General features: G+C 73.6%; 24 protein-coding genes. 18 read left to right on the top strand and 6 right to left on the bottom strand.

All coding sequences use genetic code 11. The features are described 5' to 3' along the window. Both ACFFHC_RS09625 and ACFFHC_RS09620 read left to right on the top strand, forming a co-directional pair. A partial coding sequence (locus tag ACFFHC_RS09625) for a GNAT family N-acetyltransferase (protein ID WP_379805004.1) occupies positions 1-277 on the top strand: 277 nt, incomplete at its 5' end. 4 nt (positions 278-281) lie between these two features. After that, positions 282-860, top strand: coding sequence for a GNAT family N-acetyltransferase (locus ACFFHC_RS09620; protein WP_379805001.1), 579 nt, complete (start codon positions 282-284; stop codon positions 858-860). A 10-nt stretch (positions 861-870) separates the two neighbouring features. On the opposite strand, the gene ACFFHC_RS09615 is transcribed toward ACFFHC_RS09620, so the two are convergent. Beyond that, positions 871-1,539 carry a potassium channel family protein gene (locus tag ACFFHC_RS09615; RefSeq protein WP_379804998.1) on the bottom strand — a complete coding sequence of 223 codons (669 nt, stop codon included), beginning with the start codon at positions 1,537-1,539 and terminating at the stop codon, positions 871-873. 26 nt (positions 1,540-1,565) lie between these two features. Between ACFFHC_RS09615 and ACFFHC_RS09610 the strand changes: the two genes are divergently transcribed. The 13 genes from ACFFHC_RS09610 to ACFFHC_RS09550 all read left to right on the top strand — a co-directional run bounded on the left by ACFFHC_RS09610 (position 1,566) and on the right by ACFFHC_RS09550 (position 14,640). Next, a complete protein-coding gene (locus tag ACFFHC_RS09610) occupies positions 1,566-2,783 on the top strand; it encodes an acetoin utilization protein AcuC (RefSeq protein WP_070703255.1) in 1,218 nt (405 codons plus the stop codon). Positions 2,784-2,957: 174 nt separating this feature from the next. Next, entirely contained in the window at positions 2,958-3,056 is a 99-nt protein-coding gene (locus tag ACFFHC_RS09605; protein WP_005504750.1) for a 30S ribosomal protein bS22, read from the top strand. 236 nt (positions 3,057-3,292) lie between these two features. Next, positions 3,293-4,663, top strand: coding sequence for a glutamyl-tRNA reductase (locus ACFFHC_RS09600; RefSeq protein ID WP_101849261.1), 1,371 nt, complete (start codon positions 3,293-3,295; stop codon positions 4,661-4,663). Continuing rightward, the gene (gene hemC / locus ACFFHC_RS09595) at positions 4,660-5,718 is read left to right on the top strand and encodes a hydroxymethylbilane synthase (RefSeq protein WP_101849260.1); all 1,059 of its coding nucleotides are present in this window, start codon (positions 4,660-4,662) and stop codon (positions 5,716-5,718) included. The genes ACFFHC_RS09600 and hemC overlap by 4 nt, the downstream gene beginning before the upstream one ends. Continuing rightward, complete coding sequence (locus tag ACFFHC_RS09590) at positions 5,715-7,391, top strand: bifunctional uroporphyrinogen-III C-methyltransferase/uroporphyrinogen-III synthase (protein ID WP_070704452.1); 1,677 nt, start codon at positions 5,715-5,717, stop codon at positions 7,389-7,391. The genes hemC and ACFFHC_RS09590 overlap by 4 nt, the downstream gene beginning before the upstream one ends. 20 nt (positions 7,392-7,411) lie before the next feature. Beyond that, the gene (gene hemB, locus ACFFHC_RS09585) at positions 7,412-8,392 is read left to right on the top strand and encodes a porphobilinogen synthase (protein WP_101849322.1); all 981 of its coding nucleotides are present in this window, start codon (positions 7,412-7,414) and stop codon (positions 8,390-8,392) included. Between the two features lie 94 nt (positions 8,393-8,486). Next, the gene (hemL, locus tag ACFFHC_RS09580) at positions 8,487-9,803 is read left to right on the top strand and encodes a glutamate-1-semialdehyde 2,1-aminomutase (RefSeq protein WP_101849321.1); all 1,317 of its coding nucleotides are present in this window, start codon (positions 8,487-8,489) and stop codon (positions 9,801-9,803) included. Next, positions 9,800-10,492, top strand: a complete 693-nt coding sequence (locus ACFFHC_RS09575; protein ID WP_379804990.1) for a histidine phosphatase family protein — start codon at positions 9,800-9,802, stop codon at positions 10,490-10,492. The genes hemL and ACFFHC_RS09575 overlap by 4 nt, the downstream gene beginning before the upstream one ends. Next, positions 10,489-11,121 carry a TlpA family protein disulfide reductase gene (locus ACFFHC_RS09570; RefSeq protein ID WP_379804987.1) on the top strand — a complete coding sequence of 211 codons (633 nt, stop codon included), beginning with the start codon at positions 10,489-10,491 and terminating at the stop codon, positions 11,119-11,121. The genes ACFFHC_RS09575 and ACFFHC_RS09570 overlap by 4 nt, the downstream gene beginning before the upstream one ends. After that, a complete protein-coding gene (locus ACFFHC_RS09565) occupies positions 11,122-11,877 on the top strand; it encodes a cytochrome c biogenesis CcdA family protein (RefSeq protein ID WP_180802196.1) in 756 nt (251 codons plus the stop codon). After that, positions 11,877-13,430 carry a cytochrome c biogenesis protein ResB gene (resB, locus tag ACFFHC_RS09560; protein WP_379804984.1) on the top strand — a complete coding sequence of 518 codons (1,554 nt, stop codon included), beginning with the start codon at positions 11,877-11,879 and terminating at the stop codon, positions 13,428-13,430. Before ACFFHC_RS09565 ends, resB begins: the two co-directional genes overlap by 1 nt. Next, positions 13,430-14,314, top strand: coding sequence for a c-type cytochrome biogenesis protein CcsB (gene ccsB, locus ACFFHC_RS09555; protein ID WP_202816687.1), 885 nt, complete (start codon positions 13,430-13,432; stop codon positions 14,312-14,314). Before resB ends, ccsB begins: the two co-directional genes overlap by 1 nt. Before the next feature lie 2 nt (positions 14,315-14,316). Continuing rightward, positions 14,317-14,640, top strand: a complete 324-nt coding sequence (locus ACFFHC_RS09550; RefSeq protein ID WP_168168432.1) for a DUF4229 domain-containing protein — start codon at positions 14,317-14,319, stop codon at positions 14,638-14,640. A gap of 3 nt (positions 14,641-14,643) precedes the next feature. Here ACFFHC_RS09550 and ACFFHC_RS09545 read toward each other — a convergent pair whose 3' ends face one another. The 3 genes from ACFFHC_RS09545 to ACFFHC_RS09535 all read right to left on the bottom strand — a co-directional run bounded on the left by ACFFHC_RS09545 (position 14,644) and on the right by ACFFHC_RS09535 (position 17,249). Next, positions 14,644-15,537, bottom strand: a complete 894-nt coding sequence (locus ACFFHC_RS09545; protein WP_070704441.1) for a hypothetical protein — start codon at positions 15,535-15,537, stop codon at positions 14,644-14,646. A 143-nt stretch (positions 15,538-15,680) separates the two neighbouring features. After that, positions 15,681-16,208 carry a hypothetical protein gene (locus tag ACFFHC_RS09540; RefSeq protein WP_141494302.1) on the bottom strand — a complete coding sequence of 176 codons (528 nt, stop codon included), beginning with the start codon at positions 16,206-16,208 and terminating at the stop codon, positions 15,681-15,683. A 141-nt stretch (positions 16,209-16,349) separates the two neighbouring features. Further along, positions 16,350-17,249 (bottom strand): 1,4-dihydroxy-2-naphthoate polyprenyltransferase, encoded by a 900-nt coding sequence (locus ACFFHC_RS09535; protein ID WP_070704435.1) that lies wholly within the window; start codon positions 17,247-17,249, stop codon positions 16,350-16,352. 156 nt (positions 17,250-17,405) lie between these two features. Between ACFFHC_RS09535 and ACFFHC_RS09530 the strand changes: the two genes are divergently transcribed. The 3 genes from ACFFHC_RS09530 to ACFFHC_RS09520 all read left to right on the top strand — a co-directional run bounded on the left by ACFFHC_RS09530 (position 17,406) and on the right by ACFFHC_RS09520 (position 20,440). Continuing rightward, complete coding sequence (locus tag ACFFHC_RS09530) at positions 17,406-17,726, top strand: lactococcin 972 family bacteriocin (protein ID WP_083323504.1); 321 nt, start codon at positions 17,406-17,408, stop codon at positions 17,724-17,726. Between the two features lie 74 nt (positions 17,727-17,800). After that, positions 17,801-19,768 (top strand): bacteriocin-associated integral membrane family protein, encoded by a 1,968-nt coding sequence (locus ACFFHC_RS09525; protein ID WP_379804976.1) that lies wholly within the window; start codon positions 17,801-17,803, stop codon positions 19,766-19,768. A gap of 3 nt (positions 19,769-19,771) precedes the next feature. Next, on the top strand, positions 19,772-20,440 hold the full coding sequence (locus tag ACFFHC_RS09520; protein WP_202816693.1) for an ATP-binding cassette domain-containing protein: 669 nt from the start codon (positions 19,772-19,774) through the stop codon (positions 20,438-20,440). A gap of 2 nt (positions 20,441-20,442) precedes the next feature. Here ACFFHC_RS09520 and ACFFHC_RS09515 read toward each other — a convergent pair whose 3' ends face one another. Continuing rightward, positions 20,443-21,627 (bottom strand): AMP-binding enzyme, encoded by a 1,185-nt coding sequence (locus tag ACFFHC_RS09515; RefSeq protein ID WP_379804973.1) that lies wholly within the window; start codon positions 21,625-21,627, stop codon positions 20,443-20,445. A 7-nt stretch (positions 21,628-21,634) separates the two neighbouring features. Next, positions 21,635-22,639, bottom strand: coding sequence for a 1,4-dihydroxy-2-naphthoyl-CoA synthase (locus ACFFHC_RS09510; protein WP_379804970.1), 1,005 nt, complete (start codon positions 22,637-22,639; stop codon positions 21,635-21,637). Positions 22,640-22,945 lie beyond the last annotated feature (306 nt).

The following is a 22,945-nucleotide window of genomic DNA, read 5'->3' as shown; positions in this document are numbered from 1 at the left end:
GCTCATCAGCATGTTCGTGGCACCGGCCCACCGCGGCACCGGCCTGTCCTCCCGCATCGTGGAGGCGGTGGCCGACCGCGCCCGCGGGCGGGGCCAGGCGGCGCTGCACCTGCACGTCATGACCGACAACCCGCGGGCCCGGGGTGTGTACGAGCGCGGTGGGTTCCGCTGTGTCGGTGCGCCCTTCCGGGCGGCTCCGGACGACCCCGACGACCTCCGCACCGAGTGGCGCATGGAGCGCCCCTTGCGCGGCGCGGGCGCGGGCATGGAATCATGACCACATGACTGACATCACGGTGCGCGAGCTCGCGGCAGACGAGTGGGAGATCTTCAAGACCCTTCGCCTGCGGGCGCTGCAGGAGGACCCCGAGGCCTTCGTGGCCTCCTACGAGGAGGAGTCGCAGCACGGTGACGAGCAGTGGCAGGAGCGCATGAGCCACTCCACCCGCCTCGTCGCCCAGCGGGGCTCCGAGTTGGTGGCCCTGGCCTCCGTCGGCGACGAGGACACCCGCAAGGACGACGAGCTGGGTGAGGTCTACGGCATCTGGGTGACCCCGGCCCTGCGTGGCGAGGGCGTCGCCCGCAAGCTCATGGACCACGCCGAGCAGGTGGGCCGCAACGCCGGCTACAGCCACCTCGTCTACTGGGTGGGCACGGACAACGGCCGCGCCGTGGCGTTCGCCAGCTCCATCGGCTACCGCCCCACGGAGGGCCGTCGGGACGTCGTGGTCAACGGCGAGCCCGAGGTGGAGGCCGCCTTCGTGCTGCCGCTGGGTGCGGAATCCGAGGAGACTCCGCTGGCCCTGCAGGGCGACGTCGACGAGGACGTGGCCGGGGCCCTGGAGGACGGCACCGACTGAGTCGGCCCCTTCAGGGGCGGGAGGCGAGCCGCTCGATGGCGGCCGCCGGCCCGCTCACGATGATGGAGTGGTGGCGACCCACCATGGTGCCCGGCACCGCGTGGTGGAAGTCCTCGCCCGGCTCCTTCACACCCACCACGGTGACCCCGTAGCGCGAACGGACCTGACTCTCGGTGAGGGTCTTGTCGATCATCTCGTGCGGCGGGGTCATCTTCACGATGGCGTACCCGTCGTCGAACTCGATGTAGTCGCGCAGCTTGTCGTTGACCAGGTGCGCCACGCGGCGGCCGCTGTCGGCCTCGGGGAAGACCACGTGGTGCACGCCGATGCGCTCCAGGATGTGCGCGTGCTCCTCGCTGACGGCCTTGGCCCAGATGTTGGGCACGCCGGCGTCCACGAGGTTGCCGGCCGTGAGCAGCGAGGACTCCACGGACGACCCGATGGCCACCACGGCGATGCGGAAGAGTTCCGGCTTGGCCTGCTGCAGCTCCTGGGGGTCGGTGGCGTCGATGGCCATGACGCGCTCGAAGGTGCGGTGGTGCCGCTCGGCCAGCCGGGGCCGCTCCTCGATGGCGTGCACGCGGTAGCCCAGGGCGCGCATCTCGGACGCCACGGCCGTGCCGAAGCGCCCCAGGCCGATGACGAGGGTGTCCTCGTCGTAGAGCCGGTGCCGCTGCATGGGTCTCCTCTCGGTAGCGTGACGTCATGGACGACGCAGGACGGGACGCCGCCGCCACCCACCCGAGCGAGCGCGGGCGGGCGGTCTGGGACGAGGCCCTGGTCAAGTATGACTTCGGCGCGCACCACCCGATGAACCCCCTGCGGCTGCGGCTCACCCACGACCTGGCCGACGAGCTGGGGGTGCTCGACGCGCTCGAGCTCGTGCCGCCCGTGGCGGCCACCGACGACGAGCTCGCCACGGTGCACACCCGTGGGTACGTCGAGCACGTGAAGGCGGTGTCGCGGGACCCGGGGTCGGCCGACGGCTCGCAGGGCATCGGCGACGAGGACTCCCCGGCGTTCGCGCACATGCACGAGGCCTCCGCGCTGGCCGCCGGGGGAAGCCTGCAGCTCGCCGACGCCATCATGGCCGGGGAGATCGTGCGCGGGGTGAACATCGCCGGCGGCCTGCACCACGCGATGCCGGACCGGGCGGCGGGCTTCTGCATCTACAACGACCCCGCACTGGCCATCCGCCGCCTGCTCGACCGGGGTGCGGAGAAGGTCGTCTACGTGGACCTCGACGTGCACCACGGCGACGGGGTGGAGGCCGCCTTCTGGGACGACCCGCGCGTGGTGACCATCTCCCTGCACGAGAGCGGTCGCGTGCTCTTCCCCGGTACCGGCTTCCCCGGCGACGTGGGCGGCCCGGGTGCGGAGGGCTCGGCGGTGAACGTGGCCCTGCCCCCGGGGACGGGCGACGCGGCCTGGCTGCGGGCGGTGCACGCGATCGTGCCGCCGCTGGTGCACGCCCTCGAGCCGACGGTGCTCGTGACCCAGCACGGGTGCGACGGCCACGCCCACGACCCGCTGGCGCACTTCGGGCTCTCCGTGGAGGCCCAGGCCGTGGCCATGGGCACCATGCGCGAGCTGGCCGGGTCGGTGTGCGAGGAGCGCTGGCTGGCCCTCGGGGGCGGTGGCTACTCGATCACCGACGTGGTGCCGCGCAGCTGGACCGCCCTGCTCGGCGTGGTGGCCGGCCAGGAGGTGGACCTCTCGGTGGACACCCCGCCGGGCTGGCGCGCCCGCCTCGAGGAGGTCGTCGGCGAGTACCCGCTGACCATGGGCGACGCCGGCGGTGACTGGCCGTGGTGGCGCAGCTGGGAGACCGGCTACGACCCCGACTCGCCCACCGACCAGGCCGTCATGGCCACGCGCGAGGCCGTGTTCGCCCACCACGGGCTGGACCCCTGGTTCGACTGACCCCCGGGGCGCGGGGTGTATCGTTGGCCATCACCGTCTTCGGGTCCCCGTGCCCGCGTCGTCGGCCGGCCCTCCTGGCAGGGCGCCGCGGACGTGGCGCAGGACCCATCAGAACTGTTGAGGCCTCCATCCCGTGTGAGGGGCCGCGGTAACACCCCGAGAAGGATGTGAAGCATGGGTTCCGTCATCAAGAAGCGTCGCAAGCGCATGAGCAAGAAGAAGCACCGCAAGCTGCTGCGCAAGACGCGTCACCAGCGTCGCAACAAGAAGTGACTCCCAGCGCCCCCCGGCCACGGCCGGGGGGCGCGGTGTTGTGCCCGGCCGGGAGTGAGGGGGAGTGCCCTGCGGGTGCGCGGATTTCGTGAAGTACGACGCTGCAGCGTAGACTCGGGGGCGCTGTTCCCTCCGACGGGCGCATCTGGTATAGCGCCCCCTCCACGCCGCCCGATCCCTGCCGTGTGGTGCCCGACATCGGCGGGAGCACGCGGAGAGGAGCCCGTGATTCCCCGGTGAGTCTGCTGGTCGTCGGTGCGTCGCACCGCAGTGCGTCCATGGACCTGTTGGAGCGAGTGGCCCTGGGGGACGACGCGGCCGGGGAGCTCGCCGCGGCGGTCCAGACCGGCGCCGACGTGGCCGAGGTGCTGACCGTCTCCACCTGCAACCGGCTCGAGGTCTACGTGGAGGCCACCGCCTTCCACGGCGCCGTGCACCACATCGGGCAGTCGCTGGCGACGACCACCGGGGTGGAGGTCGCCGAGCTGGCCCCCTCCCTCTACGTGCACTACGAGGACCGCGCGGTGGGGCACGCCTTCTCCGTGGCCGCCGGCCTGGACTCGATGGCGGTGGGCGAGGGGCAGATCCTTGGCCAGTTCCGCACCGCCCTGCGCCGCGCGCGCCGTTCTGGCCGCGCCGGCACGCACCTGGGCTCGCTCTTCGACCACGCCCTGCGTGTGGGGCGCCGCGCGCACGCCGAGACCGAGATCGACGCCGTGAGCCGCTCGCTGGTGCAGCGCGGGCTGGAACGCGCCGAGCAGCTGCTGGGCCCCCTGGCCGGACGCACCGTGGTGGTCGTGGGCGCGGGGGCCATGAGCTCGCTGGCCGCCATGACCGTGGCCCGCCGGGTGCGCACCGACCTGCACGTGGTGAACCGCACCCGCGCCACCGCCGACCGCCTCGCTGAGGCGACCGAGGGCACGGCCCACGACTGGGACGAGCTCGCCGCGGTGCTCGCCGGCGCCGACGTGGTCATCACCTGCACCGGGGCCACCGGTGCGGTCATCACCCGCGACCTCGTGGCCGGCCTGCCGCAGCGCGAGCGCGTGCTGGTGGATCTGGCCCTGCCGCGCGACGTGGAGCCGGAGGTGGCCGACCTGCCCGGTCAGCACGTCGTGGGCCTGGGTGGCCTCGGTGGCGAGGAGGCGGACGCCGGCAACGACGGCGCGGAGGCCGAGGTGCGTGCCGTGCGCGAGCTGGTGGAGGCCGAGGTGGCCGCCTTCGAGGTGGCTCGCCGCCAGCTGGAGGTGGCCCCGACCGTGACCGCCCTGCGCCGGTCCGCGCGGGCCGTGGTGGAGTCCGAGATGGCCCGCCTGGACCGCCGCCTGCCCGACCTGGGGGAGGCCGAGCGCGAGGAGGTGAGCCGGTCGGTGCACCGCATCGTGGAGAAGCTGCTGCACACCCCGAGCGTGCGCGTGAAGCAGCTGGCCGGTGACCCCCGCGGTGACTTCGCCGGGGCGCTGCGCGAGCTCTTCGACCTGGACCCGCACGAGACGCAGGCCGTCAGCGCCCCGCCCACCAGCGGGCCGACGCCGCTCGTGCCCGAGTCCGCCCTGGACGGCCTGACGCTGGGCGCCCTCCTCGAGCAGCCGGGGACCTCCCGGTGACCGCCGCGACGGAGGCCCGCCGCCCCCTGCGCCTGGGCACCCGGCGCAGCGACCTCGCCACCACCCAGTCCGGGCACGTGGCCGACGCGCTGCGGGCCCTGGGGCACGAGGTGGAGCTGGTGCTCGTGACCACCGAGGGTGACGTGAACCGTGCGCCGCTGAGCCGCATCGGGGGAACGGGCGTGTTCGTGAGCGCCCTGCGCGACGCCCTGCTGGCCGGGGAGATCGACCTGGCCGTGCACTCCCTCAAGGACCTGCCGGTGGCCCAGCCCGAGGGGCTCGTCATCGCCGCCGTGCCCGAGCGCGAGGACCCGCGCGACGCCCTGGTGGCGCGCGACGGCCTCACCCTGGACATGCTGCCGGCCGGGGCCCGTGTGGGCACCGGCTCGCCGCGCCGCGAGGCCCAGCTGCGGGTGGCCCGTCCGGACCTGGAGGTGGTGGACCTGCGGGGCAACGTGCCGCGCCGCCTGGCCACCGTCACCGAGGGCGAGCTCGACGCGGTGGTGCTGGCCGGGGCCGGCCTGCGCCGTCTGGGCCTCACCGACCGGGTCACGCAGTGGCTCGGCCCCGACGTGATGGTGCCCGCCCCCGGGCAGGGTGCGCTCGCCGTGGAGTGCCGCAGCGACGACCCGGCGACGACCGAGGTCCTGCGTGCGCTCGACCACGCGCCCACCCGCACCGCGACCGCCGCCGAGCGCGCCGTGCTCGGCACCCTCGAGGCCGGCTGCTCCGCGCCCGTGGGGGCCCTGGCCCGCGCCGTGGACGACGCGGCCGGCGAGGTGGTCGAGCTCGTGGCCTTCGCCGGGGAGCGCGACGGCTCGTGGTCGGTCCGCGAGGCCGGCTGCACCCGCGAGGCCCCTGACCTGTCTGCACCGCCCTCCCCGTCCTCGCCCACGGACCCGGCCACCGGCGGCCGGTCCCCCCAGCACAGCACCGCCGACGACCTGGGCCGCCGGGTGGCCCTGGCGCTGCGCGATGCGGGAGCCGACCGGCTCCCCGGCATCGGCGACGCACCGGCACCCGCCGACCCGACGTCCCTGAAGGAGAACTCGTGAGCACCGCCCCGAGCACCCAGCCCTCGCCCCAGCGGGCAGGGCTCCCCGCGCCCGCTGCCCGCATCGTCTTCGTCGGAGCCGGCCCCGGGGACCCCGGCCTCATGACCGTGCGCGCCACCCGCGTGCTCGGCATGGCCGACGTCGTGGTGGCCGACGAGGGCCACCTCGAGGACGACTTCGTGGAGTGGATGCGCCCCGGGGCCACCTTCATGACGGTGCCGGCCGCGCAGGCCGAGCTCACCGCGGCCTCCCGGGCCAAGGAGCTGGTCTCCACCGCCAAGGACGCGGTCAAGCAGGCCGCCGAGCGCCGTGCCGAGGCCGGCGGAGGCCGCGAGGGCCAGGTGGTGCTGGCCCGCGTGGTGGACGGCGACCCGTCGATCTTCTCCTCGCTGGGCGTGGAGGCCGCCGCGGCCCGCAAGGCCGGGCTGGAGATCGAGGTCGTGCCGGGCGTCTCCGCCCTGCAGGCCGTGCCGACCTACGCCGGGGTGCCCATCGCCACCGGCACCAACCGCGTGGTGCACGCCATCGGCCCCGGCGGCCGCGTGAACCCCGCCGTGGTGGAGGACGACTCGACCACCTTGGTGCTCATCGGCAGCGCCGACGAGGTGGTGGAGCACGCCCGTGCCCTGGTGAAGGGCGGCCGCGCGGCCAACACCCCCATCGCGCTGACCGTGGGCGGCACCACCGCCCAGCAGGCCACGAGCATCAGCACCCTGGCGGACGTCGCCGAGGGCGCCGAGGAGGTGGAGGGCGACGAGGTGGTGGCCACCGTGGGCGCTTGCGTGGGCGACCGCGACACCCTCTCGTGGTTCGAGACCCGCCCGCTGTTCGCCTGGCGCGTGCTGGTGCCCCGCACCAAGGATCAGGCCGAGCCGATGGTGCGCGCCCTCTCCGAGCGCGGCGCCACCGCCCACGTGGTGCCCACCATCAGCGTGGAGCCGCCGCGCTCCCCGCACCAGATGGACAAGGCCATCCGCGGCCTGGTGACCGGCACCTACGAGTGGATCGGCTTCACCTCGGTGAACGCGGTGAAGGCCGTGCGCGAGAAGTTCGCCGGCCTGGGCCTGGACGCCCGCGACTTCGCCGGGCTGAAGATCGCCGCCGTCGGCGGCAAGACCGCCGACGCGCTGCGCGCCTGGGGAATCGAGCCCGACCTCGTGCCCAGCGGGGAGCAGTCCGCCCGTGGCCTGCTCGAGGACTGGCCGCCGTACGACGACGTGCTCGACCCGATCAACCGCGTCTTCCTGCCCCGTGCCGACATCGCTACCGAGGTGCTCGTGAGCGGCCTGCAGGAGCGCGGCTGGGAGGTCGACGACATCGTGGCCTACCGCACCGTGCGCGCCACGCCGCCGCCGGCGCCGGTGCGTGCCGCCATCAAGAACGGCACCTACGACGCCGCGGTGTTCACCAGCAGCTCCACGGTGCGCAACCTCGTGGGCATCGCCGGCAAGCCGTCGCCGAGCACCGTGATCGTCTGCATCGGCCCGGCCACGGCGGAGACCGCCACCGAGCTGGGGCTGCGCGTGGATGCGGTGGCCGAGGAGGCCAGCGGTGAGGCCGTCATCGACGCCCTCACCGCGTTCGCCCGCGGCCGGGTGGAGGAGGCGCTCGCCGCCGGCCGTCCTGTGACCCGTCCCTCGCAGGAGGTCACCAAGCGTCGGAGGAGCCGGTGAGCCCCGCGCCGGAGCGCCCCGTGCTGGGCCCGCACCGTCGCCCGCGTCGCCTGCGCACCACTCCGGCCATGCGGCGGATGGTGTCCGAGACGCGCCTGGCGCCGCAGGACCTCGTGCTGCCCGCCTTCGTGCACGAGGGTGACGCCCCGCGCGACATCTCCTCGATGCCGGGCGTGCAGCAGCACACCGTGGAGGGCTTGGTGGAGCTGGCCGTGCAGGCCCGCGACGCCGGGGTGAGCGGCATCATGCTGTTCGGCGTGCCGTCCACCAAGGACGCCGTCGGCAGCGGTGCCACCGACCCCGAGGGCATCCTCAACCGGGCCACGCGGGCGGTGCGCGACGCCGTGGGCGACGAGCTGCTGGTGATGACCGACCTCTGCCTGGACGAGTTCACCGACCACGGCCACTGCGGCGTGCTCGACGCCGCCGGCCGGGTGGACAACGACGCCACCCTGCAGCGCTACGCCGAGATGGCCGTGGCGCAGGCCCGCGCCGGCGCCCACGTGGTGGCCCCCAGCGGCATGATGGACGGCCAGGTGGTGGTCATCCGCGAGGCGCTCGACGAGGCCGGCTTCGCCGACGTGGTGGTCATGGCCTACACGGCCAAGTACGCCTCGGCCTTCTACGGCCCCTTCCGCGAGGCCGTGGACTCCTCCCTGCAGGGCGACCGCCGCACCTACCAGCAGGACCCGGCCAACACCCGCGAGAGCCTGGTGGAGCTGGCCCTGGACGAGGCCGAGGGTGCCGACATGGTGATGGTGAAGCCCGCCCTGGCCTACCTGGACGTGGTGGCGGCGCTGCGTGCGCACACCGACCTGCCCGTGGTGGCCTACCAGGTGAGCGGCGAGTACTCGATGCTGGAGGCCGCCGCGGCCAACGGCTGGATCGACCGCCGTGCCGCCGTGCTGGAGTCGCTCCTGGGCATCCGCCGTGCGGGGGCCGACGTGGTGCTCACCTACCACGCACTGGAGGCCGCCGCCTGGCTCCGCGAGGGCCGCTGACGCAGCGTCCCGGGGCCCGCGGCCCACTGGTCGCGGGCCCCGTGCGCCCCGTCCTTGCAGCGAACACTCAGGAAGGATTGAGACGGTCGTGTCCATGCCCACCCCTGTGTCCCCCGGTACCCCCGTGTCCCAGAGCGTCGCCTGGATGGAGCGCGGCCGCGCCGTGATCCCCGGGGGTGTGAACTCCCCGGTCCGCGCGTTCGGGGCGGTGGGCGGTGACCCCCGCTTCATCACCTCGGCCCGGGGCGCCCTGCTCACCGACGCCGACGGCACCGAGTACGTCGACCTCGTGGGCTCGTGGGGCCCGATGATCCTGGGCCACACCCACCCCGAGGTGCTCGAGGCCGTGACCGCGGCCGCCGCGCGCGGCTTCAGCTTCGGCACGCCCAACCCGCACGAGGTGGAGCTGGCCGAGGAGATCGTGCGCCGCATCGAGCCGGTGGAGGCCGTGCGCCTGGTGAACTCCGGCACCGAGGCCACCATGAGCGCGCTGCGCCTGGCCCGGGGGTTCACCGGCCGCGAGAAGGTCGTGAAGTTCGCCGGCAACTACCACGGCCACGTGGACGCCCTGCTGGCACAGGCGGGTTCGGGTGTGGTCACCTTCGCGCTGCCTGACTCCGCCGGGGTGCCCGCCTCGTCGGCCGGGCAGACGCTGGTGCTGCCGTACAACGACGTGACCGCCCTGGAGCAGGCCTTCGCCGAGCACGGCCCGGAGGTGGCCGCCGTCATCGTGGAGGCCGCCGCCGGCAACATGGGCGTGGTGCCGCCGACCCCGGAGTTCGAGCAGGCGATGCGCCGCCTCACCCGCGAGCACGGTGCGCTGCTGGTCTCCGACGAGGTGATGACCGGCTTCCGTGCCAGCCCCACCGGCTGGCTGGGCCTCTCGCAGATGGGTGAGGCACCCGACCTGTTCACCTTCGGCAAGGTGGTGGGCGGCGGCTTCCCGGTGGCCGCTTTCGGTGGCCGTGCGGACGTCATGGCGCGCCTGGCCCCGGCCGGCCCGGTGTACCAGGCCGGCACCCTCAGCGGGAACCCGGTGGCCGCCACCGCCGGCCTGACCACGCTGCGGCTGTGCACCGACGAGGTGTACGCCGCGGTGGACCACGCCCGCGAGGTGCTCACCGCCGCGGTCACCGAGGCGTTCACCCGTGAGGGCATCCCGCACCGCATCGGCCGCGCGGGCACCATGTTCAGCGTCTTCTTCACCGACGACGAGGTGACCGACTTCTCCAGCGCCCAGCAGCAGGACACCGCGCTGCACGCCGCGTTCTTCCACGCGATGCTGCGCCACGGCGTGCACCTGCCGCCGAGCGCCTTCGAGGCCTGGTTCGCCTCGGCCGCGCACACCGACGACGTGCTCGACCGCATCGTCACCGCCGTCGACGCCTCGGCCCGCGAGGTGCGCGCATGAGTGCGCCCACGACCGTGCACCCCACCGAGCCGCCGCGCCACGACGGGCGGGCCGACCGCACGCTGGTGCACGTGGTGCGCCACGGCGAGGTGTTCAACCCCGAGAAGGTGCTCTACGGGCGCCTGCCCGGCTACCACCTGAGCGACCGCGGCCACGCGATGGCGCGCATGGTGGCCGAGTCCCTGCGCGGGCACGACGTCACCCACCTGGTGGCCTCCCCGCTGGAGCGTGCCCAGGAGACCGCCGCCCCGGTGGCCGAGCTGACGGGGCTGGAGGTGCACACCGACGTGCGCGTCATCGAGTCCGAGAACCAGTTCGAGGGGCGCCGCGTGGGGTCCTCGAAGGGCGCCCTGCGCGACCCGCGCTCGTGGCCGGTGCTGTGGAACCCGCTGCGTCCGTCGTGGGGTGAGCCCTACCGGGTGATCGCCGCCCGCATGGACGCCGCGGTGCGCGACGCCGCCCGGGCCGCCCGCGGCCACGAGGCCGTGGTCGTGAGCCACCAGCTGCCGGTCTGGATGCTGCGCAGCCAGCTCGAGGGGCGCGCCCTGCCGCACGACCCGCGCAGGCGCGAGTGCTCCCTGGCGAGCGTCACCACCATCGACCTCACCGGTGACGAGGTGTACGCCGTGCACTACAGCGAGCCCGCCGCCTCGCTGCTGCCCGGTGCCTCCCCGGTGCCCGGGGCATGAGCGCGCCGCGCCCGACGCGGGCCGGCCTGTGGACCCCCTCGCGTCGCCTCGTGCTCTCCGGAGGCCTCACCGGCCTCGGGGCGATGGCCCTGTCGGCCTGCGGCGGGGACGAGGGCAACACCGTCTCCGGCCGCGCCCGGGGCGAGGGCGACTCCAACTACATCTCCGGCGACGGCACGGTGGAGGAGCTGGATGCCGGCGAGCGGCGCCAGCCGGTGACGCTCGTCGGGAAGACGCTGGAGGGCAAGGACTTCCGACTCGAGGACGCCGACCAGAAGGTGGTGCTGCTCAACACCTGGGGCTCCTGGTGCCCGCCGTGCATCAAGGAGATGCCGGTGCTGCAGGACTTCTGGCAGGAGTACGAGAAGAAGGACGTGCTGCTGCTGGGCCTGGTGCAGCGGGACTCCGCCGAGACGGCGAAGGCCTTCGTGGCCTCCCGCAAGGTGACCTATCCCAACCTCGCCGACGACGGCGGGGCCACCCTCCGCGGGCTGCAGGGCGCCGCCTCGGCCACCCCCACCACGCTGGTGCTCGACGCGCAGCGCCGCATCGCCGCGCGCGTCTCCGGGCCGGTGGAGGCCTCCACCCTGCGCTCGCTGGTGGACCGCGTGCTGGGTGAGGGCGACTGAATGGGCCTGCAGGACACCATCGCCTCGGGCTTCCTGCCGTGGGCCATGGCGCTGGCCTTCGCCGGCGGCGTGGTGAGCTTCGCCTCCCCGTGTGTGCTGCCCCTGGTGCCGGGCTTCCTCGGCTACGTGACCGGGCTGGGCGGCGTGCAGGCCCAGGACCGGTCCGTGGGGCGCCCCCGCCTGGTGCTGGCCAGCCTGCTCTTCGTGCTCGGCTTCACCGTGGTCTTCCTCGGCCTGTCGGTGGTGGTCTCCGGGGTGAGCATCGCCCTGGCCGACGACCGCGGGCTGCTGCTGCGCGCCGGTGGGCTGGTGGTGCTGGCCATGGGTGCGGTGATGACCTTCGGGCTCGGCGGCCGTGAGTGGAAGGTGCGCTGGCGGCCTGCCGCCGGTCTGGCCGGGGCCCCGCTGCTGGGCGCCGCGTTCGGGCTGGGCTTCTCGGCCTGCATCGGGCCGGTCCTGGGGGCCATCCTCACCCTGAGCAGCTCGCTGAGCGGCTCCGGTGACGCCATCGCCCGCGGTGGCGTGCTCGCCGCGGCCTACAGCCTCGGCCTGGGCCTGCCCTTCGTGCTGCTGGCCGCCGGCATCTCCCGCGCGGCCACCGCCCTGGGCTGGATGCGCGACCACCACGGCGTCATCAGCGCCGCCGGGGGCGTGGTGCTCATGGTGCTCGGCCTGCTCATGCTGGCCGGCGTGTGGGACCGGGTCATGGTCTGGTTCCAGACCGAGTGGATCTCCTCGTTCAGGCCGGTGATCTGATGGTGGGCACCCTGCGTTGGGCGTGGGCGCAGCTGACGAGCATGCGCACCGCGCTGCTGCTGCTCCTGCTGCTGGCCGTGGCCGCCGTGCCCGGCTCCATCTGGCCGCAGCGCTCCGTGGACTCCGCCGCGGTGGACCGCTACCAGCAGGACCACCCCGAGCTCTCCCGCGTGCTCGACGCGCTGCAGATGTTCGACGTCTACTCCAGCCCGTGGTTCGCGGCCATCTACCTGCTGCTGTTCACCTCGCTGGTGGGCTGCATCATCCCCCGCACCAAGGTGTACCTGGACGGCTGGCGGCAGCAGCCCCCGGCCGTGCCGCGGCGCACCACCCGCATGCCCGGCCACCGTGTGGTGGACCTGCCGGGTGCGGACGTGGAGTCGACCGCTGCCGAGGTGGCCGCGCTGGGCCGCTCGCGCCGCTACCGGGTGCGCGAGGAGTCGCGCGCCGAGGGGGTCCGCGAGGTCTCGATGGAGACCGGCATGCTCCGCGAGCTGGGCAACCTGGTCTTCCACATCAGCCTCGTGGGCGTGCTCGTGAGCGTGGCCCTGGGCTACCTCTTCGGCTGGCGTGCCGAGGTGCTCGTGGTGGAGGGCGAGGAGTTCACCTCGAGCAACGGCCGGTACGACACCCTGAGCGCCGGGCCGTGGGTGGACACCCGCGACCTGCCGGACTTCCGGCTGGCGGTCGACGAGGTCGACGTCGACTTCGAGACCGACCCGGACGCGGGCAAGGGGCAGTTCGGTGCGCCCCGCCGCTTCGAGGTGGACGCCCGCTTCGACGACGGTGACGGTGAGCGCGCGCAGAAGTTCACCGTGAACGCCCCGCTCTCGGTGGGCGGCGCCCGCATCTACCTGCTGGGCAACGGCTACGCGCCGGAGGTGAGCGTCCGCGACGCGAAGGGCACCCTGCTCTACCGCGAGGCCTCCCCGATGCTGGTGCAGGACAACCAGTACACCTCCAGCGGTGCGTTCAAGGTGTCCGCCGGGGAGGACGGGAAGCAGCTGGGCCTGGCCGGGCTGTTCCTGCCCACCCAGGCCATCACCGGCGACCGCGGCCCCCACTCGACCTTCCCCGGCCTGGCCGACCCGGCCCTGGTGATGACCGCCTGGCAGGGCGAGCTCTTCCCCGGCGGCCGCCCGCAGTCGGTCTTCACCCTGAACACCGACCGCATGAAGCAAGTGCAGGGCAAGGACGGCACCCCGGTGCGCATCTTCCTGCGCCCCGGCGAGGAGTACGAGCTGCCCGGCGGCCGCGGCACCGTGACCTTCGAGGGCGTCCGCCGTTTCGCCGGCCTCACCGTGCGCCACGACCCGGGCCAGGTGCCCGCGCTCGTCTCGGCGCTCACCGGCCTGGTGGGCCTGGTGATGACCCTGACCATCCGCCGCCGCCGCTACTTCGTCCGCATCGTGCCGGGCGAGGGCGGGGCCCGCGTGGAGATGGCCGGCCTGGCCAAGGGCCACGACCCCACGGTGGCCGAGGGCGTGGATGCCCTCCACACGCAGCTGACGCAGCGCCTCGGGACCGCCCGGGCGCAGGACGAGGAGAACTGATGACCGTGCAGGGAGCGCCGATCGCGCTGCTGGCCTCGGTGGACGAGCCGATGGCCCGCACCTCCGACGTGCTCTCGGTGGTGACCATGGCCGTGCTGGCCCTCTCGATGCTGGCCTACACCGGCTACCTCGCGATGGCCGACGGCCGCCGCATGGGCACCGCCGGGCAGGTGCTGGCGCTGCTGGGCACCGGCACGCTGCTGGCCACCATCGCCACCCGTGGGCTCTCGGTGCACCGCGCGCCGCTGGGCAACATGTACGAGTTCGCGCTGGCCGCCGCCGCCTTCGCGATGGTGGGCTTCACCCTGTGGGCGTTGCGCCGCGACACGCGCTGGCTGGGCCTGTTCGTGGTGGGGCCGGTGCTGCTCATCCTCGGCGCGGCCACCACCGCCTGGTGGACCGAGGCCTCCCAGCTCATGCCCTCGCTGCAGAGCGCCTGGCTGGTCATCCACGTCACCGTGGCCACGCTCTCCATCGGTGTGTTCGTCATCGGCTTCGCGCTGGCGGTGCTCTACCTGCTGCAGCGGCGTCGGGAGGAGCGCGGCAGCGGCCCGGCCTTCCTGGAGCGCGTGCCCTCGGCCGACCGGCTGGACAAGCTCACCTACTCGGCCCACGTCATCGGCTTCCCGCTGTGGACCTTCACGCTGGTGGCCGGCGCCATCTGGGCCGAGCGCGCGTGGGGCCGCTACTGGGGCTGGGACCCCAAGGAGGTGTGGACCTTCGTCATCTGGGTGGTCTACGCCGCCTACCTGCACTCGCGCGCCACCGCTGGGTGGACGCGCCACTCGGCCTGGCTGGCCATCGCCGGCTTCGCCTGCATCATCATCAACTACGCCGTCGTCAACGTGTACTTCGTCGGCTTCCACTCGTACTCGGGGATGTGACCGTGCTGCGCTACACGCTCCTGCGGATCCTGGTGTTCCTGTTCTTCGCCGCCGGGTTCTTCCTGGTGGTCGAGCTGACCGGGGTGGACCTCGGCAGCACCGGCCCGTTCTGGGTGGTGGTCGCCGCCGCCCTGGCCTCGATGGTGGCCTCGTGGTTCTTCCTCAAGGCGCCCCGGCAGGACTTCTCCGCGCAGATCGACGACGCCATCGCGCGTCGTGAGGCGAAGCGCTCCCGCACCCAGCCGGTGAGCGACGAGGACGTGGAGGACCAGGTGACCGGCGCCCCCGCCGCCCGGCGTGCGGGTGGCGAGGACGACTTCGTCTGAGCCTCAGCGCTCCACGCGGGTGACGGCCACCTCGTACCGGCCGACCCCCGAGGTGGGGGCGACCTGCAGGAAGGTGAAGCGCCGCGGGGCCTCCACGACGGCACGCCGCTTCGTGCCGTCGCAGACGAACCGCTGGGGTGCGCCGAGGGGCGAGCCGCCCCGGCCCTGGGCGCGGAGCGCGAGGGTCCCGTCTCCGTCGCACCGCACGGTGACATGCATCCGCCGCCCCGGGGCGACCTCGGCGACGAACGCGTCCCCGCCGCCCTCGCCGGAGACGGAGATCAGCGCGTCGGGCTCCAGGGTGGGCGGGGCGACGACGCGGTACAGGCGGTAGGCGGCCCGGGCGCCGGGGTCGACCGTCACCCGCACCGAGGACCCGGGGTCCACGACGTGGGTGGCACGGCTGCCGTGGGCCGGGGAGCTGCACTCCAGGTGCGTGGGGTCCCCGAGCCCGTCGTCGATGGTGACGCGCCCCGTCCCGCCGCAGGCGACGGCCACGTAGACGCCCTCGCCCCGGGGCACCTTCACCCCGACGGTCCTCACGGTGGTGGTCCGCCCGGCGGGCAGGGTGGTGGCCGGGCGGAGCTCCTCCTCCTCGGGGCCGGCCTGCCCCAGCAGGGGGGTGGTGCTGGGCGAACCCTGCGGGGTCGGCTCGGTGGGGGCGGTGCCGTTGCCGTCGTCCCCGCTGCCGTCGTCGGCGGTGGCGACGTGGGTGGTGGGGCTCGGGCTGGCGTCGTCTCCGGAGCCGCTGGGGCCGGTGGAGGGCTCTGTGCTGATGCTGCCCGTGCTGCTGGTGGTCGAGCCGTCGGCCTCGGGCGAGCCGTCCCCGCCGGTGCAGGCACTGAGCCCCATCGCGAGGCAGAGCAGGGTGGCGGTGGTGGTGAGGCTGCGGCGCACGGTGTTCCCCTCGGCGGACGGTTCGGACTCCCAGACGGGAGTGGCCCGATCCTCGCGCCCCGACGTGCGTCGGTGGGCGGGACCGGGCCACTCGTGACCGGATCGTGATGCGGTGTCAGCGCACGGGTCTCATTGTGCGGGCCTCACTGCATCGTGCTGAGCACGGCGATCTCGTAGTGCCCCATGGTCGGGGTGAGGGCGCGGAAGGAGCTGAACGGCTTCTCGGCCGTCAGCGTCAGGTCGTGGCGCTCGCCGTCGCAGGCGACCTCCACCTCGGGGCCCACCGGGGTGCCCTGCCCGCCCCGGGTGGGGGCCAGCGTCATCGAGCCGCCGCCGTCGCAGCGGACGGCCAGCTCGGCCTGCGTGGAGCCCTCCTTCACCAGGTAGGCGACGGGGGAGCCGTTGCGGCCGGCGTGCTTCTTCTCGGCCTTCTCGCCGGGCTCCAGGAGGTCATCGCCGCCGGACGGGTCGCCGCCGGACGGGTCGCTCGGGCTGGTGGAGCCGGACGGGTCCTCGCTGGGCGCGGGCGAGTCGTCCGGGGCGGACCCCGACGGGGTGCCCACCGAGCTGGTGGGGCTGTCGGACCCTCCCGACCCGCCCTCATCGGTCCCGCACGCGGACAGGGCGAGGCCCAGTCCCAGCAGGGTGGTGAGTGTCAGTGCACGGCGCATGGCGTCCCCTTCGGGGTGGCGGACGGGCACCGGGCGGTACCCGTTCTGCCTGATGATGCGCCGCCCGACGCGGCGTGTGAACCCCACCACGGGTGGGAGTCGACCACGGGGCCGGGCGCAGCCGCGTGGGGCGTCAGCCGGTCAGCGGCCAGCCCACCACAGGCCCAGGCCCCACAGCAGGCCCAGCACCAGCTGCATGCGCCCGGTCTGGCCGAGCACACCGATGAGGGCCCGGCCGCGGGCGCGCTGCAGCACGGCGCGCACCGGGGGGACGGCCAGCGGCAGCGCGAGCAGGGCCACGACGGCGGGAGTGTGCTGCAGCCCGGAGGCCAGCACCATGAGGAAGGCCAGGCCGATGAGGCCGGCGTACAGCCTCCGCGTGCGACGGGCACCGAGCCGGACCGCGAGCGTCACCTTGCCCACGGCGGCGTCGCCCTCGATGTCGCGGAGGTTGTTGGTGAGGTTGAGGGCGGCCGCCACGGCGCCCACGCCGACGGCCCCGGCGAGCCCGGCCCAGGACGTGGTGCCGGCCTGCGTGAGCTGCGTGCCCAGGACGGCCACGAGGCCGAAGAAGACGAAGACGGCCACCTCGCCCAGGCCGCGGTATCCGTAGGGGTTCTTGCCGCCGGTGTAGTTCCACGCCGCCCACACGGCCGCCGCGCCGACGAGCAGCATCCACCAGTGGCCCGAGAGCACGCTCAGGGCGATGCCGGCCAGCCCGGCCAGGGCGAACGCGCTGAACGCCGCGGCCTTGACCTGCTGCGGCGGCGCGAGGCGCTGGCCCACCAGGCGCACCGGGCCGATGCGCTCCTCGTCGGTGCCGCGGATGCCGTCGGAGTAGTCGTTGGCGTAGTTGACGCCCACCTGCAGGGCCAGGGCCACCACGAGGGCCAACAGCGCGAAGCCCCAGTGGCCGGCGTCCTCGTGGCCGTGGGTGCCGCGTAGGGCGAACGCCGCGCCGGTGCCGACGGCCACGGGGGCCACCGCTGCCGGGAGCGTGCGGGGGCGGGCGCCCTCGATCCACTGGGCGAGCGTGGCCATGGTCGAGGGGTCCTCCTGGCTTGAATGGTCAAGGGTCGGCATGGATTCGGTCACGATGTGGTGTGATCTGTCGTCGCCTCTTGCGGACAGCGTTGGGGGGGGGGGTCTCATGGCGGTGTTGGTCTTCCTGACCAACAGTCGATCACACATGAAGGAGTGCATCATGCGTATGCGTCGCTCCGTCGCGGGGTCGCACTGACTACCGTTGTCACGGCCACCTGTGCCACCGCTGCCTTCGCAGCTGTCGAGACGACCCACCCGGCGGGCGGAACGTGGCGGCATGGTACGACCGGAGCCTTTGGTGGTGGCACCGTCGTGTCGGAGTACCACCATGGTTCCCGCGCCCACGGTTCCTCCGTGCGCAACTGCGACGGCGAGGAGAACCGCTCGGGCACCAAGAGCAAGGGCGTGTGGGCGAACTCGTCCATCCGTGCCTGCCAGCTGGCCGTCGACCACGCCTACTACAGCGTGGTCTGAGTCCGGGTTCGTGACGCGTTGTGGGGCCCGGAGGGATCCGGGCCCCACAACCGTGGCAGTGGGAAGGATGCGGAGTGCGCAGTACGCACCTGTTGAGGCTGACGATCACCATCAACCTGCTCTTGGCTGCGATCATCGCCTGGCTCGGAGCTTCAGCTCAGGCGGAGACCTTCCCCAACAGGGCTGACGCCAGCCTCGTCGTGTCGGGGATCCCGGACCGTAAGGGGCTCGCCGCCCAGATGGGGGCCGGCGCAGCGGAGCACGGTGTGGGACTGGCCCGGGTCACGGTGGGCGCTGCAGGAGAGACGACGATGCAGGCTCCGCCCTCGGCGCCCCCCGTCGAGAACGGGCCTGCAGAGCCGGTGGGGATCCCTGGAGCGCGGGCAGAACCGTGGTCGGACTCCACCAGCCTGCGAGGTCGGTGGGCCGTATGGGGTGAACCGGCGCAGCTGCGTGCCTTCTATGCCGACCTGCACCACATGGGGGTCGACGTGTCGGTCAGGGAGCGAGTGGACACGGGTCCCCGTGACCTCGCTGCGTCACAGGCGGACTTGATGGCAGCACTGTGGGTGCTGGGGGCGGCGGTGTTGGCGGCTGCTGCTCTGACTGCCGCGGAGGCCACACGGCGGGTCGCCGTGATGGAGGCGTGCGGGCAGTCCCGGAGGACTGCCTGGTGGGGGCTGCTGGGTCTTGTCGTGGCATGGATGGTGGGCGTGCTCGTGGTCATGCTGGTGGCCGTGGCGTTGAACCCGTCCACGCGCGCGGTCCTGGGCTCCTCGGTGCGCGGTTCTGTTCTGGGCCTGCTCGCTTGGGCCGCCCTCGGAGTACTTGCAGCCGCTGTGGTGGGGCTGGCAGCGGGTTTCCAGTGGGAGGCCCCGCTCATGGAGCGTCTGCGGGGTCGCCGACCCTTCTTGGTGATCGGACTGGCCGCCTCACTCGCAGCCACGGCTGCCATGGGGCTCCTGCCCGTGGCGGGCGTGCGGGCTCTCCAGACGGGCATGGAACAGCAGCGTCTCAGCGAAGAGCTCGGGGTCTGGGACCGCATGCCCCAACTTGCGTCGCCGAGTCAGTACGGAGCACCGGACAACGAGTCGCCGGAGGTCGGACACCGATTTCGGACGGTGTTCACGACCTTGGACAAGACGACCCCGATCTTCCTCAACGCGGCGCCGAAGCCCTGTGACTTCGCGGACGGTGGTCAGGGGTGTCTCATCGTGAACAAGGAGTACCTGCGGCGTCTCCAGCCTGAGGTGACCCTGGACGGGGACGGGCCCTGGCTCGTCGCTCCCTCCGGAGGTGATGTTGGTGCCGTCAAGGGCTCGGTGGCGGAGTGGATGGCGTTTCAGGGAGAACTCTCCTGCGGCGAACGTCAGCGGGCGAAGGGCTGCGTGGAGGTTCCTTCGGTGCAGATTGTGCACGCGCCTGCTGGGGTCGACGGGTGGCCGGTCCTCCGCCAAGGAAACGCGGTGCGCTCGTCTGGTGACGACGAAGCAACTGATCCGTGGGTGCTGGTCGTCGACGATGGCGCGGACTGGCTCTCCGGAAACTTCCTGTCCGCGGCCATGAGCCGGTCGGAGCTCATGTTCGTGGGCGAGCCGCGGAAGGTCGAGGCGGCGCTGGCTGCCTCGACCGTGGCGGACCGGGTCTCTCCGGCCGTCGATCCGCAGCAGACCGTCGAGGAGACCCGGGTGGAGCTGGGGCGTGAGCGGCATCGAGCCGTGGTCTCGATGGTCGTGCTCGCCGCCATCGAGATCACTTCCTTGGTGGTGGCGGTCCAGGTTCTGACCCGCGCCCGTCGCCGCCGCTTGTTCGTGGGGTTCGTGACGGGGCGCCACCCGATTCGCCGGCACGTGCCAGTGGCTGCGGCTGCGGCGGTCATGACGCTCATCGGAACGGTCGTGGCCCTGTCTCGCGGTGTCCTCGAGGGACCCGCTGGGGCGTGGCTGCTCGCCGGTCAGTGTCTCGTCGTGGCGCTCGTCGTGGCCGTGACAGCGACGATCGTCGAGCGGGGCCTCAACACCACAGTCCTGAAGGAAGGGTGAATCATGCAGGACGAGTTCGTGCTGGTGGCCGAGAGGCTGTCCATGAGTGTGCCCGGCCGGGTGCTCTGGAAGGGGGTGGACCTCACGGTTGCCCCCGGCGAGCGTCTCGCCCTGGTGGGACCCAGCGGCTGCGGCAAGACCACGCTGCTGAACTGCCTCGCCGGCCTGGAGTCCCCCGGCGGAGGAAGCGTTCGTCTGGAGGGAACGGACCTCACGAGCGCGAGCGGGCGCACCATGCGGCGTCTGCGCCGTGACGTCCTGGGAGTCCTCTTCCAGGACCACGGACTGGTGCCTACGCAGACCATCGGGCAGAACCTGGACTATGGCTTCTCCGGGCGCACTGTGCGCCGCGCGGACCGGCCGGCCATGCGTGCCCAGGTGCTCGACCGTGTGGGTGTGAGTCACTCCCCGCAGACCAAGACACTGACCCTGAGTGGTGGCGAACAGCAGCGGGTCGCTCTGGCGCGGCTGCTGCTGCAGAATCCCCGCGTGGTGTTCGCCGACGAGCCCACGGCGTCACTCGACGACGGCAACGTCCAGGTCGTCCAGAGGGTCTTCGACGAGATGGCCTCCCGGGGTACGGCCATCGTGATGGCGACGCACGACGACCGCATGATGCGTTGGGCGGATTCGATGTTCGACCTCTCGGCGGCTGTGGGCCGCGCAGCCTGACCTCATACCGCCTCGTCGGGCTCGGCAGCCAGGGTGCGCAGGGCTGCCCGGTCGTGCTTGCCGGGGCCGGTGAGCGGCATCGTGTCCACCCAGCGCACGGCACGGGGGAGAGCCTCGGGGGCCAGCTCGGTGCGCAGGGCGTCGCGGAGGGCGGCGAGCGAGGGGGCGCTGCCGGCAGCGCCCTCTCCGTGGCGCGGTACGGCCACCACGGTCACCCGCTGCCCCCACACCGGGTCCGGGGTGCCCACCACGGCGCACTCGGCCACCTGCGGCAGGCGCGCCACCGCATCGGCCACCACGTGCGGCGACACCTTGAGCCCCCCGGTGGCGATGAGGTCGTCCGCCCGCCCGATGAGGCGCAGGCGGCCGTCGGCCAGCTCGCCCAGGTCGTCGGTCACCAGGGTGCGGCGGGGCGTGTCGTCGGCGGCGGGTGCGTCCTCCTCGATGCGGGCGCCGGCGCCCCCGGCGTGCGCACGCTCGGTGACGAGCTCCCCGTCCACCAGCCAGCCCCGCGTCACCCACGGCGCCGTGAGCGTCACGCGCCCCTCGGCGGTGGTGCCCACCTCCACTCCGTCCAGCGGGCGGCCGTCGTAGACGCACCCGCCGCAGGTCTCGGTGGAGCCGTAGGTGCGCACCACGGGCAGGCCGGCGCTCGCGGCAGCCTCGGCGGCGGCCGAGGGGAGGGCCGCCCCGCCCACGAGCACGGCGTCGACCGCGGCGGCCACGCGCCCGGCCAGGGTGGGGTCGGCCACCAGGCGCACCACCTGCGTGGGCACGAGGGAGAGGTAGGTGCGGGTGGCCGGGGCGGCGGCGCGGGCGGCCTCGAGGTCGGCGGCCAGGCGGCCGGGGTCGAAGGACGTGCCGTCGCCGCCGGTGGTCACCAGCGGCTCGGTCCCGGCCACGGCTGCGCGCACCAGCACCTGCACCCCGGCGATGTGGCCGGGCGGCAGCGCGAGCACCCACCGCCCCGGGCCTCCGAGGCGGGCGTGCGTGGCCGTGGCGCTGGCGCGCAGGTCGGTGCCACGGAGGAGGGCGCGGGCCGGGGAGCCGGTGGAGCCCGACGTGCCCAGCGCGAGGTCGGCGCGCCCGGCGAGGACGCCCGCCAGGGCGGCGCGCACGGCATCGACGCCGGCCCCGGCATCGATGGTGGTGGGGGTGCCCGGCGAGGGGGAGGGGCGGGAGGTCACCGGCGGCTCAGTAGTACCAGGGGTGCGCCGACCAGTCCGGGTCGCGCTTCTCCAGGAAGGCCTCCTTGCCCTCCACCGCCTCGTCGGTCATGTACGCCAGGCGCGTGGCCTCCCCGGCGAAGACCTGCTGGCCCATGAGGCCGTCGTCGGCCAGGTTGAAGGCGAACTTCAGCATGCGCTGCGCCGTGGGCGACTTGCCCAGCACGTCGCGGGCCATGGCGATGCCCTCGCGCTCCAGCTCGGCGTGGTCGGCCACCAGGTTCACCGCGCCCATGCGGTGCATCTGCTCGGCGTCGTAGGTGCGGCCCAGGAAGAAGATCTCGCGGGCGAACTTCTGCCCCACCTGCTGGGCCAGGTAGGCCGAGCCGTACCCGGCGTCGAAGGAGCCCACGTCGGCATCGGTCTGCTTGAAGCGCGCGTGCTGGCGGGAGGCGATGGTGAGGTCGCACACCACGTGCAGGGAGTGCCCTCCGCCGGCCGCCCAGCCGCCCACCAGGCAGATGACCACCTTGGGCATGGTGCGGATGAGGCGCTGCACCTCGAGGATGTGCAGGCGACCGCCCTCGGCACGCACGCGGGCGGTGTCCACGCTGGAGGCGTCGGCGGCGGCGACGTCGCTGTCGTGGGAGGTGGCGTACTGGTAGCCGGAGCGGCCGCGGATGCGCTGGTCGCCGCCGGAGCAGAAGGCCCAGCCGCCGTCCTTGGGCGAGGGGCCGTTGCCAGTGAGCAGCACCACGCCCACGTCCGGGGAGCGGCGCGCGTGGTCCAGGGCGCGGTAGAGCTCGTCCACCGTGTGGGGGCGGAAGGCGTTGCGCACCTCCGGGCGGTCGAACGCGATGCGGACCACGCCGAGGGTGCTCGAGCCGTCACCCGTGCCGTCGGGGCCGCCGCGCCCCACCGCGGGCAGCGTGCTGCGGTGGTAGGTGATGTCGGTGAGCTCCTCGAAGCCGGGGACGGTGGCCCACGCGGTGGGGTCGAAGGGGCTCTCGGGCTGCTCGGTGCTCTGGGTCACGGGTCGATCGTAGGCGTCAGTACTCGTCGCGGCCGGGGGTGGGCGAGCCACGCGGCGAAGGGGGCGTGCTCGGCATCGTGCGGGGTGCGGGTGAGGCGCAGCATCGAGGGGGGAGTCGGCGCACACGTCGCGGCGGATGGCGGCGTCGTCGAAGCCGGCGTCGGCGGCGTCCCGGGCGGGGGGCGGCGCGGATGGCGTCCACCTCGGCGTGGGCATGGGGCCGGTGTGGTGGGTGTCCACAGGTGGGGTGGGTCGCGGTCGGGCGGGTGTCGTTTCGTCCACATGTTCGATGATGGGGGTTGCGGG

The organism is Kytococcus schroeteri, from assembly GCF_042433515.1.
In the GTDB taxonomy this organism is placed as follows: Bacteria; Actinomycetota; Actinomycetes; order Actinomycetales; family Dermatophilaceae; genus Kytococcus; species Kytococcus schroeteri.
This window is presented reverse-complemented; position numbering and strand designations above follow the sequence as displayed.

What these genes read in the sequence shown, in the direction of transcription:
- ACFFHC_RS09620 (WP_379805001.1), top strand. Translation starts at nt 282, where the DNA reads ATGACTGACATCACGGTGCGCGAGCTCGCGGCAGACGAGTGGGAGATC.
- ACFFHC_RS09605 (WP_005504750.1), top strand. Translation starts at nt 2,958, where the DNA reads ATGGGTTCCGTCATCAAGAAGCGTCGCAAGCGCATGAGCAAGAAGAAG.
- resB (WP_379804984.1), top strand. Translation starts at nt 11,877, where the DNA reads ATGGTGGGCACCCTGCGTTGGGCGTGGGCGCAGCTGACGAGCATGCGC.
- ACFFHC_RS09520 (WP_202816693.1), top strand. Translation starts at nt 19,772, where the DNA reads ATGCAGGACGAGTTCGTGCTGGTGGCCGAGAGGCTGTCCATGAGTGTG.
- ACFFHC_RS09610 (WP_070703255.1), top strand. Translation starts at nt 1,566, where the DNA reads ATGGACGACGCAGGACGGGACGCCGCCGCCACCCACCCGAGCGAGCGC.
- ACFFHC_RS09615 (WP_379804998.1), bottom strand. Translation starts at nt 1,539, where the DNA reads ATGCAGCGGCACCGGCTCTACGACGAGGACACCCTCGTCATCGGCCTG.
- ACFFHC_RS09540 (WP_141494302.1), bottom strand. Translation starts at nt 16,208, where the DNA reads ATGCGCCGTGCACTGACACTCACCACCCTGCTGGGACTGGGCCTCGCC.
- ACFFHC_RS09535 (WP_070704435.1), bottom strand. Translation starts at nt 17,249, where the DNA reads ATGGCCACGCTCGCCCAGTGGATCGAGGGCGCCCGCCCCCGCACGCTC.
- ACFFHC_RS09570 (WP_379804987.1), top strand. Translation starts at nt 10,489, where the DNA reads ATGAGCGCGCCGCGCCCGACGCGGGCCGGCCTGTGGACCCCCTCGCGT.
- ccsB (WP_202816687.1), top strand. Translation starts at nt 13,430, where the DNA reads ATGACCGTGCAGGGAGCGCCGATCGCGCTGCTGGCCTCGGTGGACGAG.
- hemL (WP_101849321.1), top strand. Translation starts at nt 8,487, where the DNA reads ATGCCCACCCCTGTGTCCCCCGGTACCCCCGTGTCCCAGAGCGTCGCC.
- ACFFHC_RS09575 (WP_379804990.1), top strand. Translation starts at nt 9,800, where the DNA reads ATGAGTGCGCCCACGACCGTGCACCCCACCGAGCCGCCGCGCCACGAC.
- ACFFHC_RS09565 (WP_180802196.1), top strand. Translation starts at nt 11,122, where the DNA reads ATGGGCCTGCAGGACACCATCGCCTCGGGCTTCCTGCCGTGGGCCATG.